Genomic DNA, 13412 nt, shown 5'->3' on the forward strand with positions numbered 1-13412 from the left:
TGAATTGCATTAATAAAGCCCGAGGGCCGCGTACGCCCGGCCCGGGGCGCGGGGGGGGGGGGGGGCGGGCCCCGCCCGGGGGTCCCCCGGCGCGCGGTGCCGGGGCGCCCCGGGGTCCCCCGGGCCGCCCGGGCGGTTCAGGCCAGGACGGCGCCCGGCCCGAGGTCGTCGGCGGACAGGTCGCCCTCGAGCACGGCCAGCACCTCCAGGGACTCCAGCCGCACGGGCCCGGAGGTGGTCAGGAAGGCGGTGTCGGCCGCGTCGCGGCCGGTGCCGATGCGCACCAGCGCGCCGCGCGGGGCGAGCCGGGTGGCGTCGACGACCTCCCACGCCCCCTCGGGCGCGGCCTCCACGACGGCGTGGAAGTCCATCGGCGACAGCCCCGGCGCGTAGACCGAGCACAGCCGCGCCGGCACGTCCAGGGCACGCAGCAGCGCCGCGGTGACGTGGGCGTAGTCGCGGCACACGCCCTGCCGGGTCAGCAGCGTCTCCAGCGCGGTGTCGGTGGGGCCGCTGGAGCCGGGCACGTAGTCCAGGTGATCGTGGACCCAGGCCGCCACCGCCGCGGGCAGCCGCTCGCGCGGCACCTCGCCGAACTCGCGGGCGGCGAAGGCGCCCAGGCGGTCGGCGGGGCAGTAGCGGCTGGGGCGGGTCAGCTCCCAGCGCTCCAGCCCGCTCAGCTCCGCGGCGGCGCCGCGCTCGACGCGGACGGTGGCGGTGTAGCGCACGGTGCTGGCCCCGGCGGGCGCGGTGAAGCGGTGCAGCACGGCCCCGCCGCCGGCGTCGAGGGCGTCCAGGGCGACGGCGCCGCCGGGGCCCTCCACGCGCAGCGCCTCGGTGAGCACCCGCACGCCGGGCCGGCGGGCCACGGCGACGGCCAGGGCGGCCTCCGAGGGCGCCTCGGCGTCCAGGTGCAGCTCGGCGCGCACGGAGGTGCTGGGGGCGGGGGCGGCGGCAGTGGTGGTGTCCGGCACGCGGTGAGTGTGCCCGAGACCGCACACCCCGGGCGCCCGGTCCCGGGAGCGCGCGCCCCGTCCCGGGGTGCGCGCGGCGGTGCCGGTGCCTAGGTTCGGTGCCGTGCACGTCGCGATCGCCGGGGCCCACGGCCAGGTTGCCCGCCTGCTCACCCGCCTGCTCGCCCGGCGCGGCGACGAGGTGACGGGCCTGGTGCGCGACCCCGGCCACGTCGAGGACGTCACCGCCGACGGCGCGCGCGCCGTCGTGCTGGACCTGGAGTCCGCGAGCGCCGCGCAGGTCGCCGACGCGGTGCGCGGGGCGGACGCGGTGGTCTTCGCCGCGGGTGCCGGCCCGGGCAGCGGCGCGGCCCGCAAGGACACCGTGGACCGCGCCGCGGCGGTGCTGCTGGCCGAGGCCGCGCAGCTGGCCGGGGTGCGCGACTACCTGCTGCTGTCCTCCTACGGCGTGGACGCCGTGCGCGACGGCGCCTCGCCCGAAGGGCTCGACGAGGTCTTCACCGCCTACTTGCGCGCGAAGCTGGCCGCCGAGGAGGACCTGCTGCAGCGGGCCGCGCGCGGCGGCCTGCACGTGACGGTGCTGCGGCCGGGCGGGCTGACCGACGAGCCGCCCACCGGCCGCGTGGACCTGGACCGCTCGGTGGAGCGCGGCAGCGTGCCGCGCGCGGACGTGGCGGCGGTGTGCGCGGAGCTGCTGGACGCGGCCGCCTCGGTGCCGGCCGGCGGGCGGGTGCTGGAGCTGGTGGGCGGCGAGGAGCCCCTGGCCGACGCCGTGGCGCGCCTGGCCGCGCACGACGGCGGCGCCGCGGGCTGAGCGGGGCCGGCCCGGGGCGCGTGGTCGGCGCGGTGCCGGCGGTGCGCCAGACTAGGCGCCACCACCGCCCGTGACCGCTGGAGGAACCGTGCCCGCCCTGCGCCCCGCGCCGGCCCCCGCCCCCCGTGCGCTGCTGCTGGAGAACATCCACTCCGACGCGCGGACCCTGCTGAGCGAGGCCGGCTGGGAGGTGGAGACCGCCTCCGGCGCCCTGGACGAGTCCGAGCTGGTCGAGCGCCTGGACGGTGTCTCCCTGCTGGGCATCCGCTCCACCACGCACGTCACCGAGAAGGTCCTGGAGAACGCCCCGGCGCTGCGCGCGATCGGCGCGTTCTGCATCGGCACCAACCAGATCGACCTCTTCAGCGCCGCCGCCCACGGGGTGGCGGTCTTCAACGCCCCGTACAGCAACACCCGCAGCGTGGTGGAGCTGGCGCTGGCGGAGATCATCGCGCTGACGCGGCGGCTGACGGTCAAGGACCGCCTCATGCACGACGGCGTGTGGGACAAGTCCGCCGTCGGCGCCCACGAGGTGCGCGGGCGCCGCCTGGGCATCGTCGGCTACGGCAACATCGGCTCGCAGCTGTCGGTGGTGGCCGAGGCGCTGGGCATGAGCGTGTTCTTCTACGACACCGCCGACCGCCTGGCCCTGGGCAACGCGCGCCGCTGCGGCAGCCTGCACGAGGTCCTCGAGGTCGCCGACGTGGTGACGCTGCACGTGGACGGCCGCAGCAGCAACAGCGGCTTCTTCGGGCAGGAGGAGTTCGCCCGGATGCGCCCGGGCTCGATCTTCCTGAACCTCTCGCGCGGCTTCGTCGTCGACCACGGCGCCCTGCGCCGGCACGTGGAGTCCGGCCACATCGCCGGTGCCGCGGTGGACGTCTTCCCGCAGGAGCCCAAGAGCCGCGGCGAGGCGTTCGAGTCCGAGCTGCGCGGCCTGGACAACGTCATCCTCACCCCGCACGTGGGCGGCTCCACCGAGGAGGCGCAGGAGGACATCGGGCGGTTCGTGGCGGCGAAGCTGCGCGACTACGCCCTGCACGGCTCGACGACCCTGAGCGTGAACCTGCCGCCGCTGGCGACGGAGACCACGCCCGGCACGGTCCGCCTGGCGCACCTGCACCGCAACGTGCCCGGCGTGCTGGCGGCGATCAACCGGATCCTGGCCGACGAGGGCGTGAACATCGAGGGCCAGCAGCTGGCCACCCGCGGCGACCTGGGCTACGTGGTCACCGACATCGCCGCGGCCGCCTCCGAGGACGTCGGGCGCCGGCTGCGCGAGCTGCCCGAGACGGTGCGGGTGCGCCAGCTGGGCTCGCTGGCCTGAGCGGGGCGCCGGTGCCGACGGCCGGGGAGGTCCCCGGGGGGCCGGTGCGGCTGCTGCTGCTGGCCGACACCCACCTGCCGCGGCGGGCGAAGGACCTGCCCGCCGAGGTGTGGCGGGCCGTGGTCGCCGCCGACGTCGTCGTGCACGCCGGCGACTGGTGCGACGCGGCGAGCGTGCTGGCGCTGCGGGAGCGCTCCCGCCGCCTGGTCGGCGTCGCCGGCAACAACGACGGCGCCGACGTGCGCGCCCACCTGGGGGAGTCCGCCGTCTTCGCCGCCGGCGGGCTGCGCTTCGGCGTGGTGCACGAGACCGGCGCGGCCGCCGGCCGCGAGCGGCGCTGCGAGGCGCGCTGGGGCGGCGAGGTGGACGTGCTGGTCTTCGGCCACAGCCACGTGCCGTGGGACTCCACCACCCCCTCGGGGCTGCGGCTGCTGAACCCCGGCTCGCCCACCGACCGGCGCCGGCAGCCGGCGTGCACGTACCTGACGCTGACCGCCGCCGGCGGCGCCCTGCATGACGTGCGCCTGCACGCGCTGCCGCCCAGGGCCCCCGCGCGCGCTCAGCGGCCGGGCGGTCCCCACGCGGCGGCCAGCAGCTCGTAGGAGCGCTCCCGCTCGGCCTCGTCGTGCACCTGGGTGACGACGAGCAGCTCGTCGGCCCCGGTGGCGGCCACCAGCTCGCGCAGCCGCCGCGCCACCTCCGCCCCGGTGCCGGCCAGCACCGCGCCCGGCAGCTGCCCGGCCGCGTGCCGCTCGGCGGGCGTCCAGGCGTGCTCGGCGGCCTCTCGCGGGCTGGGCAGCGGCGCGGGGCGGCCCTGGCGCACCCGCACCTCCGCCAGCCGGTGCGCCAGCAGCAGCTCCCGCGCCCGGACGTCGGTGTCCGCCACGAGCGCGCCCACGGCCAGCAGGGCGTGCGGGCGCTGCCGGTGCGCGGAGGGCGAGAAGGCCTCGCGGTAGGCGCGCAGCGCCGCGGCGGGGTCGGCCTCGGAGGAGTGCCCCGCGTGGGCGTACCCGGTGCCCAGCGCGGCGGCGGTGCGCGCGCCGCGCTCGCTGGAGCCCAGCACCCACACCGGCGGCAGCGGCGCGTCGGCGGGCACGGCCCGCACCCCGGCCAGGCGGTGCCCGGCGGGGAAGCCGTCCACGTGCCCGAGCAGCTCGGCGTAGCGCTCGGTGAAGTCGTCCCCGCGCGGCCCGGCGGGCGAGCGCCGCAGCGCCAGCGCCGTGCGCCCGTCGGTGCCCGGGGCGCGGCCCAGGCCCAGGTCGATGCGCCCGGGGTGCAGGGCCGCCAGGGCGCGGAACGCCTCGGCGACCCGCAGCGGGGCGTGGTGGGGCAGCATGACGCCGCCGGCGCCGACGCGGATCGCGCTGGTCGCGCCGGCCACGGCCGCGGTGAGCACCTCGGGCACCGCGCCGGCCACCGAGGGCGCGTTGTGGTGCTCGGCCAGCCAGTACCGGTGGTACCCCAGCCGCTCGGCGGCGCGGGCCAGGCGCACCGTGGCGCGCAGCGCCTGCGAGGCCCCGGCGCCGGAGGCGACGGGGGAGAGGTCCAGGACGGACAGGGGGACCCCGGGCGCCGCGGCGGTGCTCACGCCGGGCCAACGGGCCCGGAGCGGGCGCCGTTCCGGAGCGGGCGCCGTTCCGGAGCGGGCGCCGTTCCGGAGCGGGCGCCGTCGCCGTCCCGGTGCGGGGGCGCCGTCGCCGTCCCGGTGCGGGGGCGCCGCGGGCGGGCCGGGCGCGTGTCGCCGCCCGGGGATAGCGTCGGCGACCGTGCGCTCGTCCCGCTCCCCGCGCCCGTCCGGGGACCCCTCCTCAGCACCCGCCCCCGCGCCCTCCTCCACGGCCTCCGCCGCGTCCTCCCCGGCGGCCCCGCCGCCGGGCTGGGTGCGCCGCCTGGCGGCCGTGGCGTGGCGGCACCGCCGCGACGTGCTGCTCTCCTTCGGTTCCTCCCTGGTGGCCTACGCCGTCCTGGCACTGGTCCCGCTCGTGGTGCGCCACGTCGTCGACGACGTCGTGCCGCAGCGCTCCGCGCCGCTGTGGCCGTGGGCGGTGCTGCTGCTGGGCGCCGGCGTGCTGGTGCTCGCCCTGGGCTACGTGCGCCGGCTGACGGCCGGCCGGCTGTCCCTGGACGTGCAGTTCGACCTGCGCGACGACGTGCACGCCGCCGTGCAGCGCATGGACGGCCACCAGCTCGACCGCCTGTCCACCGGGCAGGTCGTCAGCCGTTCCATCAGCGACGTGCAGGTGGTGCAGGGCCTGCTGGCCTGGCTGCCCAACCTCACCGGCAGCGCCGTGCTGTTCTGCGTCTCGCTGGTGGTCATGGCGGTGCTGTCCCCGCCGCTGACGCTGGTGGCGCTGGCGGTCGCCCCGGCGCTGTGGTGGGTCGCGCTGCGCAGCCGCCGCACCCTGTTCCCGGCGAACTCCGCGGCCCAGGCGCGCGCGGCGGAGGTCGCCTCCCGGGTGGAGGCGGCCGTCACCGGCGTGCGCGTGGTCAAGGGCTTCGGGCAGGAGCGCGCGGAGCTGGCCCGGCTGGAGGGCGTCGCGGCGCAGCTGTTCGCCGAGCGGATGCGCGTGGTGCGCGGCAACACCCGCTACGGCCCGGCGCTGCAGGCGGTGCCGGCGCTGGGGCAGGTGGGGGTGCTGCTGGTCGGCGGCTGGCTGGCGCTGGAGGGCCGCATCACGGTCGGCACGTTCCTGGCCTTCTCCACGTACCTGGGGCAGCTGGTCTCCCCGGTGCGGCAGCTCGCGGGCCTGCTGACGATCGGGCAGCTCGCGCGCGCCAGCGTGGAGCGGGTGCTGCAGGTCGTCGACACGGTGCCCGGCGTGCGGCCCCCCGCGCACCCGCGGCCGCTGCCGGAGGGCCCGCTGGAGCTGGAGCTGGACGGCGTGAGCTTCGGCTACGCCCCCGGGCGCCCGGTGCTGGACGGCGTGAGCCTGCGCGTGCCCGCCGGGTCCACGGTGGCGCTGGTCGGCACCGCCGGCTCGGGCAAGTCCACCGTCACCGCCTTGCTGCCGCGCTCCTACGACGTCGACGCCGGCGCGGTGCGCGTGGGCGGGGTGGACGTGCGCGAGCTGGACCCCGTCCAGCTGCGCCGCGCGCTGGGGGTCGTGTTCGAGGAGACGTTCCTGTTCTCGGACACCGTGCGCGCCAACGTCGCCTACCCGGTGCCCGGCGCCTCCGACGAGGAGGTGCGCGCGGCGCTGCGCACCGCGGCCGCCGACGGCTTCGTCGACGAGCTCGAGCGGGGCTGGGACTCGCAGGTGGGCGAGCAGGGCCTGACCCTCTCGGGCGGCCAGCGCCAGCGCATCGGCCTGGCCCGCGCGCTGCTGGCGCACCCGCGGGTGCTGGTGCTCGACGACGCCACCTCGGCGGTGGACCCGACGGTGGAGCAGCGCATCCTCGACGCCCTGGCCGGCGCCCGCGCACCGGGGACGACGACGCTGCTGGTGGCGCACCGGCGCTCCACGCTGCGCCTGGCCGACCGCGTCGTCGTCCTCGACGGCGGCCGCGTCGTCGACGAGGGCACCGAGGCCGAGCTGGCCGTGCGCTGCGCGCTGTTCCGCCGGCTCTTCGGCGTCGACGGCGCGGAGGACGGCGCGGGCGAGGGCGAGGGCGCGGGCGACGGCGCGACCGGCGGGACGGACGACGGTGCGACCGGTGGCGCCGACGGCTCCGCCGCGCGGCTCGCGCGGGACGTGGCGCGCGAGCTGCCCGGCCGGCGCGCCGCCGACGCCGTGCCCGCCCCGCGCGCCGGCGGGCGCCCGGCCGCCGCCGCGGCCGTGGACGCGGGCCTGCCGGTCTCCCCGGAGCTGCTGCGCCGCATCGAGGCGCTGCCGCCGGCCACCGACGTGCCCGACCTCGACGTGGCGGCCGTGCAGGCGCCCGACCCGCGCTTCGGGCTGCGCTCGCTGGTGCGCCCCTTCCACGCCGCGCTGGTCGCCGGCGCGCTGCTCGTCGCCGGCGACGCCCTCGCGCAGCTGGCCCTGCCGCAGCTGGTGCGCCACGGCCTGGACGCCGGCGTCGCCGGCGGGGACCTGCGCGCGCTGCTGGCCGTCTCGGCGGTGGCCGCGGCCGTCGTCGCGGCGGACTGGCTGGTGGTGGTGGGCCAGACCCGCGTCACCGGCCGCACCGGTGAGCGGCTGCTGTTCTCGCTGCGGCTGCGGACGTTCGCGCAGCTGCAGCGCCTGGGCCTGGACTTCTACGAGCGCGAGCAGGCCGGCCGGATCATGACCCGGATGACCGCGGACGTCGACGCGCTGGCGATGTTCCTGCAGAACGGCCTGGCGCAGGCGCTGGTGAGCCTGTTCTCCATCGCCGGGGTGTTCGCCGCGATGCTGCTGCTGGACGCCGAGCTGGCGCTGGTGGTGGTGGCCGTCGTGCCGGTCCTGGTGGTGGCGACGCTGCTGTTCCGGGCCCGCTCCAGGCCGGCCTACGCGGAGTCGCGCGAGCGGGTCGGCGCGGTGAACGTGCAGTTCCAGGAGTCGGTGGCGGGCGTGCGCGTCACGCAGGCCTTCGACCGCTCGGCGGAGGACACCGCCGCCTTCCGCCGCAGGGCGCGGGCGTACCGCGACGCGCGGCTGCGCGCCCAGCGGTACATCGCCACGTACTTCCCCTTGGTGCAGTTCCTCAACGAGGCCACCGGGGCGCTGGTGCTCGTCACCGGCGCCCACCTGGTGCGCGAGGGCCGCGTCAGCCTGGGCGTGCTCGTGGCGTTCCTGCTGTACGTGGACCTGTTCTTCGCCCCCGTGCAGCAGCTCTCGCAGGTCTTCGACCAGTACCAGCAGGCCGTGGTGGGCCTGCGGCGCCTGCGCGAGCTGCTGCGCACGCCGACGACGGTGCCGGCCGCGCAGCACCCGCGCCCGGTGGGGCGCCTGCGCGGGGAGCTGCGCTTCGAGGGCGTGCGGTTCTCCTACCAGGGCGCGCCGGCCCCGGCCCTGCCCGGCCTGGACCTGCACGTGCGCGCGGGGGAGACGGTGGCGCTGGTGGGGGAGACGGGCGCGGGCAAGTCCACCGTCGTCAAGCTCGCCGCCCGCTTCTACGACCCCACCGCCGGGCGCGTCCTCGTGGACGGCACCGACCTGCGCGAGCTGGACCTGGAGGGCTTCCGGCAGCGCCTGGGCGTGGTGCCCCAGGAGGCGTACCTCTTCGACGGCACCGTCGCGCAGGCCATCGCCTACGCCCGCCCGGACGCGAGCGAGCAGCAGGTGCGCGCCGCCGCGCGGGCCGTGGGCGCCGACGGGGTGATCGCCGCGCTGCCGGGCGGGTACGGCTTCCGCGTCGGCGAGCGCGGCCGCAACCTGTCCACCGGCCAGCGCCAGCTCGTCGCCCTGGCGCGCGCCCAGCTCGTCGACCCGGACCTGCTGCTGCTGGACGAGGCCACCGCCGCGCTGGACCCCGCGGCCGAGGCGGCGATCGCCGCGGCCAGCGACGCCCTGGCCAGCCGGCGCACCACGCTGGTGGTGGCGCACCGGCTGAGCACTGCGGCGCGCGCGGACCGCATCGTCGTGCTGGACCGCGGGCTCGTGGTCGAGCAGGGCACCCACGGGGAGCTGCTGGAGCGCGGGGGGCGCTACGCCGAGCTGTGGGCCTCGTTCGTGGCGGGCAGGACCGCGGCGGCCTGAGAGGCCCCGCCGGCGCGCCCCGGGGCCCGGCTCAGGTGCGCACCGCGACGCGGGCGTCCGCGCCGTCGGCGGCCAGCAGCGTCTCGGGGGCCACCCCGGTCATCCAGTCCAGCAACCGCACGCCGTCGGTGCGCAGCGCCCGGTCCAGCACGCAGAACTCCAGCAGCCGGCCCGGCGCGTAGCGGGCGAAGCGGGTGCGGAAGCGCCCCTCCAGCACGCCGTAGCGCTCGCCGTCGCGCACGCCGAGGACGTACGCGGCCAGCTCGCCGTCCAGGTGCAGGGTGGCGGCCTCCAGCGCGCCGGCGGCGGACAGCTCGCGCACCCGGGCCAGCCAGGCCCCGCGACCGGCGGCGGTGTCCAGGGCGCACGCCAGGCCGTGGGCGTCGTCGCGGTCGCGGTACGCGGACTCCAGCTCGGGCAGCAGCGCCTCCAGCTCCGCCGCGTCCGCGGTGAAGCCCAGCCGCGCCGCCACCCCGTCGGTGGTGATCCGGTTGCGCGACTTGCGCAGCGTCTTGCGGGTGCCGTGGCTGAGCAGCGCCACGGGCTCGGTGCCCGGGGCGGGGCGGTGCAGCACCGGCACGGGCGCCAGCGGCTCCACGACGGCGCCGGCGCCCGCGGCCAGGGCGCGGGTGGTGGCGTCGTCGGGCAGGTCCACCAGCTCCAGCCGGGTGCCGCGCGCGGCGGCCCCGGCGGCCAGCGCGCGGCCGAGGTCGGCCGCGGCCGCGGGCGCGGCGGCGACGCCGGCGAGGTAGCCGCCGCCGCCGGAGAGCAGGACGCTGCGGCGGGCCCCGGGCAGCGCGGGGTCGGGCTCGTCGGTCAGCGCGGCGGCGGCGGCGCACCCGGTGGCGCCGCGCACGAGGACGGCCCACGGCGCGGCCTCGGGCTGCACGGACAGCCGCGCCCGCCACCAGGGCAGGCGGGCGGTCAGCGGCTGACCGAGGGCGGCGGCGAGCCGCTCCGCCTCGGGCAGCGCGGCGGCGACGGCGGCGGCGCCCTCGAGCACCTCGACGGCGTGGCGCACGCCGGGGACGGTGCGCGGCGCCGGCAGGACCGGCGCGGGCAGCAGGGTGCTCACCGCGCCACCGCCGGGACGGCCGCCGGGACGGGCTCGCCCGCGCAGCCCGGCGCGGCGGCGGGCACGGAGGAGGCGGGCGCGGCGGGCACCGGGGCGGTGACGGCCGGGGCGGTGGCCGCGCGGTGGCGGGCCAGCCAGGACTCCAGGTCCGCCGCGGGCAGGGCCTTGGCGTAGTACCAGCCCTGGACGACGTCGCACCCGGCCTCGGTCAGCTCGCGGCACGTCTCGGCGTCCTCCACGCCCTCGGCGACCAGGCGCAGGCCCAGCGAGTGCGCGAGCATGATCGTCGAGCGGACGATGGCCAGGGCCCGCGGGTCCGAGCCCAGGTCGGTGACGAAGGACCGGTCGAGCTTGAGGTCGTCGACGGGCAGCTCGCGCAGGTACGCCAGCGACGAGTAGCCGGTGCCGTAGTCGTCCACGGCCACCCGCACCCCGCGCCGGCGCAGGCCGGCGAGGATGACCTGCGCGCGCTCGCGGTCGGCCATGAGGAAGTCCTCGGTGATCTCGATCTCCAGCAGGTGCGCGGGCAGGGACCGCTCGGCGAGCAGCCGCTCCACGCGCTCGGGCAGGCGCGGGTCGGACAGCGAGGAGGCGGAGAGGTTCACGGCCACCGCCAGGGGCCGGCCGGCGAGCTGCCAGGCGCGGGCCTGGTCCAGGGCCTGCTCCAGCACCGCCCGGGTCATGTCCTCCATCAGGCCGGCGCCCTCGACGACGGGCAGGAAGGCGTCGGGGTAGAGCAGGCCGCGGGCGGGGTGGTGCCAGCGCACGAGCGCCTCGACACCGCCGACGTGCCCGGTGCCGGGCTCCACCTTCGGCTGGTAGTGCAGCGTCAGCTCGCGCCGCGCGATCGCCTCGCGCAGCAGCTCGGCCGTGGCCAGGCGGTCGCCGGAGGCGAACTCGTCGGCCTCGACGCTGTAGGTGAACGTGCCCAGGCCCTGCGCCTTGGCGCGGTACATCGCCACGTCGGCGCGCCGCAGCAGCGCCGAGGCGTCCAGGACGGCGGTGGGCAGCGAGGCCAGGCCGACGCTGGTGCGCACCCGCACCTGCAGGTCCTCCACGGGGAAGGGGGCCCGCAGCGCCTCGTGGACGGCGGCGGCGACCGCCTCCGCGGCGTCGGTGTCGGCGCGCAGCAGCAGCGCGAACTCGTCGCCGCCCAGGCGCACGACCTCCAGGGCGCCGTGCTCGCCGCCGACGCGCTGCAGGCGCTGCCCGACGCCGCGCAGCAGCGCGTCGCCGGCGTGGTGGCCGAGGCTGTCGTTGACCTCCTTGAACCGGTCCAGGTCCAGCAGCAGCAGCCCGGCGGGGGTGCCGTCGTCGTGGCGGGCGAGCCGCTCGACGGCGCGGTAGAGGGTGCGGCGGTTGCCCAGCCCGGTCACCTCGTCGGTGAGGGCGAGCTCGCGGCTCTCGGCGAGGTTGGCGACCTCGCGGAACGTCAGCAGCAGGCGGGCCAGGGCGGCGACCACGGTGCCCGCGGCCAGCGCGATGGCCGCCGGGTGCAGGTGCAGCGCGTGGTCGACGACGAGCACGGCCAGCGCGACGACGGTGGAGGCCAGCGGGATCGCCAGCACGGCCCAGCGCGGCAGGCTGAAGCGGCTGCGCCGCGCCGCCCAGCCCGGCGCCAGGGCCATGAGCACCACGCCCAGGACCCACACGCCGTCGCCGAGGCGCCCGGAGACGTAGGTGCCCCGCGCGGTGCCGAACAGGTAGAGCAGGTCGGCCACGACGAAGAGCACCAGGCCGGCGGCGAGCAGCCACAGCCCGCGCGGCGGGCGCCAGGCGTGCATCGAGAGCACGGAGGCCAGCACGAGCAGCAGCACCAGGTCCAGCAGGGGCGAGGCGGTGGTCACCGCGACGGCCGCCCAGCTGTCGGCGGGCACGTCGAGGATGGGGCCGATGACGGCGGCGGCGGCCGCCGCGCCCACGGCCAGGCCGGCGACGAGGCCGTCCAGCCACAGGCTCCACACGAAGCGGCCGTCGCGGCGGCGGGCCATGAGCACCAGCGCCGCGAACGCCAGCGGGTAGAACGACAGGAACAGCGCGTCGGAGCCGGAGGGGTACGGCGGGTCGGCCACCGGGCGCACGACGAACGTCCAGAAGACGTTGCCGCCCCCGTACAGGGCCAGGCCCGCGGCCAGCAGGCAGGAACCCAGCCGGCCGCCGGGGGTCCGCAGCGCGCGCACCAGGCACAGCAGCGCCGCGCACTCGTAGGCGAGGTTGTTCAGGACGCCGTCGAGCAGGAACCGGTAGCCCTCCTGCGGGCGCACGCCCGGCAGGGTGCTGACGATGAACAGCAGCGGCGGCAGCAGCAGCACGGCCTGCAGCGCCGCGGACCGCGAGGGGCGGCGCCGGGCCGTCACCGCGGTCGGGGCGGGTGTGCTCACGTCAACCTCCTGCTCGGCTACACGGGGTGGTTCGGCGGGGGGACGGTTCCGCTGGACCCCCCGAACGGGTGGCGGGCGGTGCGCCGGCGCCGCGGGTGCCGCTCACCCGAGGCTCGTGCAGACCGCGCCGGCGAGGACGGCGACGACGCCGGCGGCCTGCACGGGCCGCAGCCGCTCGCCGTGCACCTGCCGGGCCAGCAGGACGGTGACCGCGGGGTACAGGGAGGCCAGCACCGCGACGACGCTGACGAGCGCGCCGCGGGAGGCGAGCGCGTAGGCGGCGGTGGCGGCCAGGTCCAGCACGCCCAGCGCCAGCAGCGGCGGCAGGTCGCGCGCGCCGACGCGCTGCGCGCCGCGCGCGGCGAGGGCGGCGGCGACCACGAGCGCGGCGGACGTCACGCGCATCCCGAGCAGGGTGGCGGGCACGGAGGCGGCGCTGCCGCGCGCCAGGGCCCACACCTCCACGCCGAAGAAGACCGCGGCCACCAGGGCCAGGGCGATGGCCGCCCCCTGCCCGCGGGACCCGCCGCGCAGGTCGGGCCCGGCGGAGGCCACGACACCGGCGAGGGCGACGGCGACGCCGGCGAGCTGCAGGGGCGCGGGCCGCTCGCCGGCCGCGAGGCCCAGCAGCACGGGCAGGACGGTGCCGCCCGCGGCGATGGGGGCGACCACGCCCATCGTGCCGCGCGCCAGGGCGGTGTAGAGGGCGGCCATGGCGCCGGCCCAGGTGGCGCCGGCGAGCAGGGACCAGCCCAGCCAGGCGTGCACGGGCGCACCGGCGCCGCGGCCGAGGCCGCTGCCGAGGACGGCCAGCAGCACCGCGCACGAGAGCACCTGGGAGACGGCGAGGACCTGCACGGCGCGCAGGCGGCGGCTGACGGTGCCGCCGAGGAAGTCGGAGGTGCCCCACAGGGCGCTGGCGAGCAGGGCGAGGGCGGCGCTCACGCGGCCCCTCGCCGGGTGCCGGGCCGGGCGGCCGGGTCGTGGATCACGGTGGGGTGTCGGCGCGGGGGGCGCCTTCCTTGAACCCCGCGGGCCCGCGGACGGGGCCGGCCCCGGGCGGGGACGCGGAGGACCCCCGCACCGTCGCTCTCGACGGCGGGGGGTCCCCGGGGTGCTCGCGCCGGGGGGGGGGGGGGGGGGGGGGGGGGGGGGGGGGGGGGGGGGGGGGGGGGGTGGGGGGGGGGTTATTTGTTTGGAAGTTTTTTTACTCGTTGCAATGG

The 13412-nt window shown here is 78.6% G+C and carries 9 protein-coding genes; 4 read left to right on the forward strand and 5 right to left on the reverse strand.

Translation table 11 applies throughout. The features are described from left to right. Positions 1-137: 137 nt before the first annotated feature. Positions 138-974 (reverse strand): transglutaminase-like domain-containing protein, encoded by an 837-nt coding sequence (locus tag ACRYR7_RS19890; RefSeq protein ID WP_432573850.1) that lies wholly within the window; start codon positions 972-974, stop codon positions 138-140. A gap of 103 nt (positions 975-1077) precedes the next feature. Between ACRYR7_RS19890 and ACRYR7_RS19895 the strand changes: the two genes are divergently transcribed. From ACRYR7_RS19895 to ACRYR7_RS19905, 3 genes are all read left to right on the forward strand, one after another. Next, on the forward strand, positions 1078-1788 hold the full coding sequence (locus tag ACRYR7_RS19895; protein ID WP_432573851.1) for an NAD(P)-binding oxidoreductase: 711 nt from the start codon (positions 1078-1080) through the stop codon (positions 1786-1788). A gap of 88 nt (positions 1789-1876) precedes the next feature. Next, positions 1877-3115, forward strand: a complete 1239-nt coding sequence (serA, locus tag ACRYR7_RS19900) for a phosphoglycerate dehydrogenase (RefSeq protein ID WP_432573852.1) — start codon at positions 1877-1879, stop codon at positions 3113-3115. Between the two features lie 44 nt (positions 3116-3159). Further along, positions 3160-3717 (forward strand): metallophosphoesterase family protein, encoded by a 558-nt coding sequence (locus ACRYR7_RS19905; RefSeq protein ID WP_432573858.1) that lies wholly within the window; start codon positions 3160-3162, stop codon positions 3715-3717. Here the strand turns inward: ACRYR7_RS19905 and ACRYR7_RS19910 are convergent. Beyond that, positions 3675-4703 carry an LLM class flavin-dependent oxidoreductase gene (locus ACRYR7_RS19910; protein ID WP_432573853.1) on the reverse strand — a complete coding sequence of 343 codons (1029 nt, stop codon included), beginning with the start codon at positions 4701-4703 and terminating at the stop codon, positions 3675-3677. The genes ACRYR7_RS19905 and ACRYR7_RS19910 overlap by 43 nt on opposite strands. Positions 4704-4881: 178 nt before the next feature. Here ACRYR7_RS19910 and ACRYR7_RS19915 point away from each other — a divergent pair, with 178 nt between their 5' ends. After that, the gene (locus ACRYR7_RS19915; RefSeq protein WP_432573854.1) at positions 4882-8733 is read left to right on the forward strand and encodes an ABC transporter ATP-binding protein; all 3852 of its coding nucleotides are present in this window, start codon (positions 4882-4884) and stop codon (positions 8731-8733) included. 31 nt (positions 8734-8764) lie between these two features. On the opposite strand, the gene ACRYR7_RS19920 is transcribed toward ACRYR7_RS19915, so the two are convergent. The 3 genes from ACRYR7_RS19920 to ACRYR7_RS19930 all read right to left on the reverse strand — a co-directional run bounded on the left by ACRYR7_RS19920 (position 8765) and on the right by ACRYR7_RS19930 (position 13134). Further along, on the reverse strand, positions 8765-9808 hold the full coding sequence (locus ACRYR7_RS19920) for a GNAT family N-acetyltransferase (RefSeq protein ID WP_432573855.1): 1044 nt from the start codon (positions 9806-9808) through the stop codon (positions 8765-8767). Then, the gene (locus ACRYR7_RS19925) at positions 9805-12189 is read right to left on the reverse strand and encodes a putative bifunctional diguanylate cyclase/phosphodiesterase (protein ID WP_432573856.1); all 2385 of its coding nucleotides are present in this window, start codon (positions 12187-12189) and stop codon (positions 9805-9807) included. The genes ACRYR7_RS19920 and ACRYR7_RS19925 overlap by 4 nt, the downstream gene beginning before the upstream one ends. 102 nt (positions 12190-12291) lie before the next feature. Beyond that, positions 12292-13134, reverse strand: coding sequence for an EamA family transporter (locus ACRYR7_RS19930; RefSeq protein ID WP_432573857.1), 843 nt, complete (start codon positions 13132-13134; stop codon positions 12292-12294). Between the last annotated feature and the right edge of the window lie 278 nt (positions 13135-13412).

The sequence above is a fragment of the Kineococcus gurbantunggutensis genome, from assembly GCF_050871925.1.
Taxonomy (GTDB): domain Bacteria; phylum Actinomycetota; class Actinomycetes; order Actinomycetales; family Kineococcaceae; genus Kineococcus.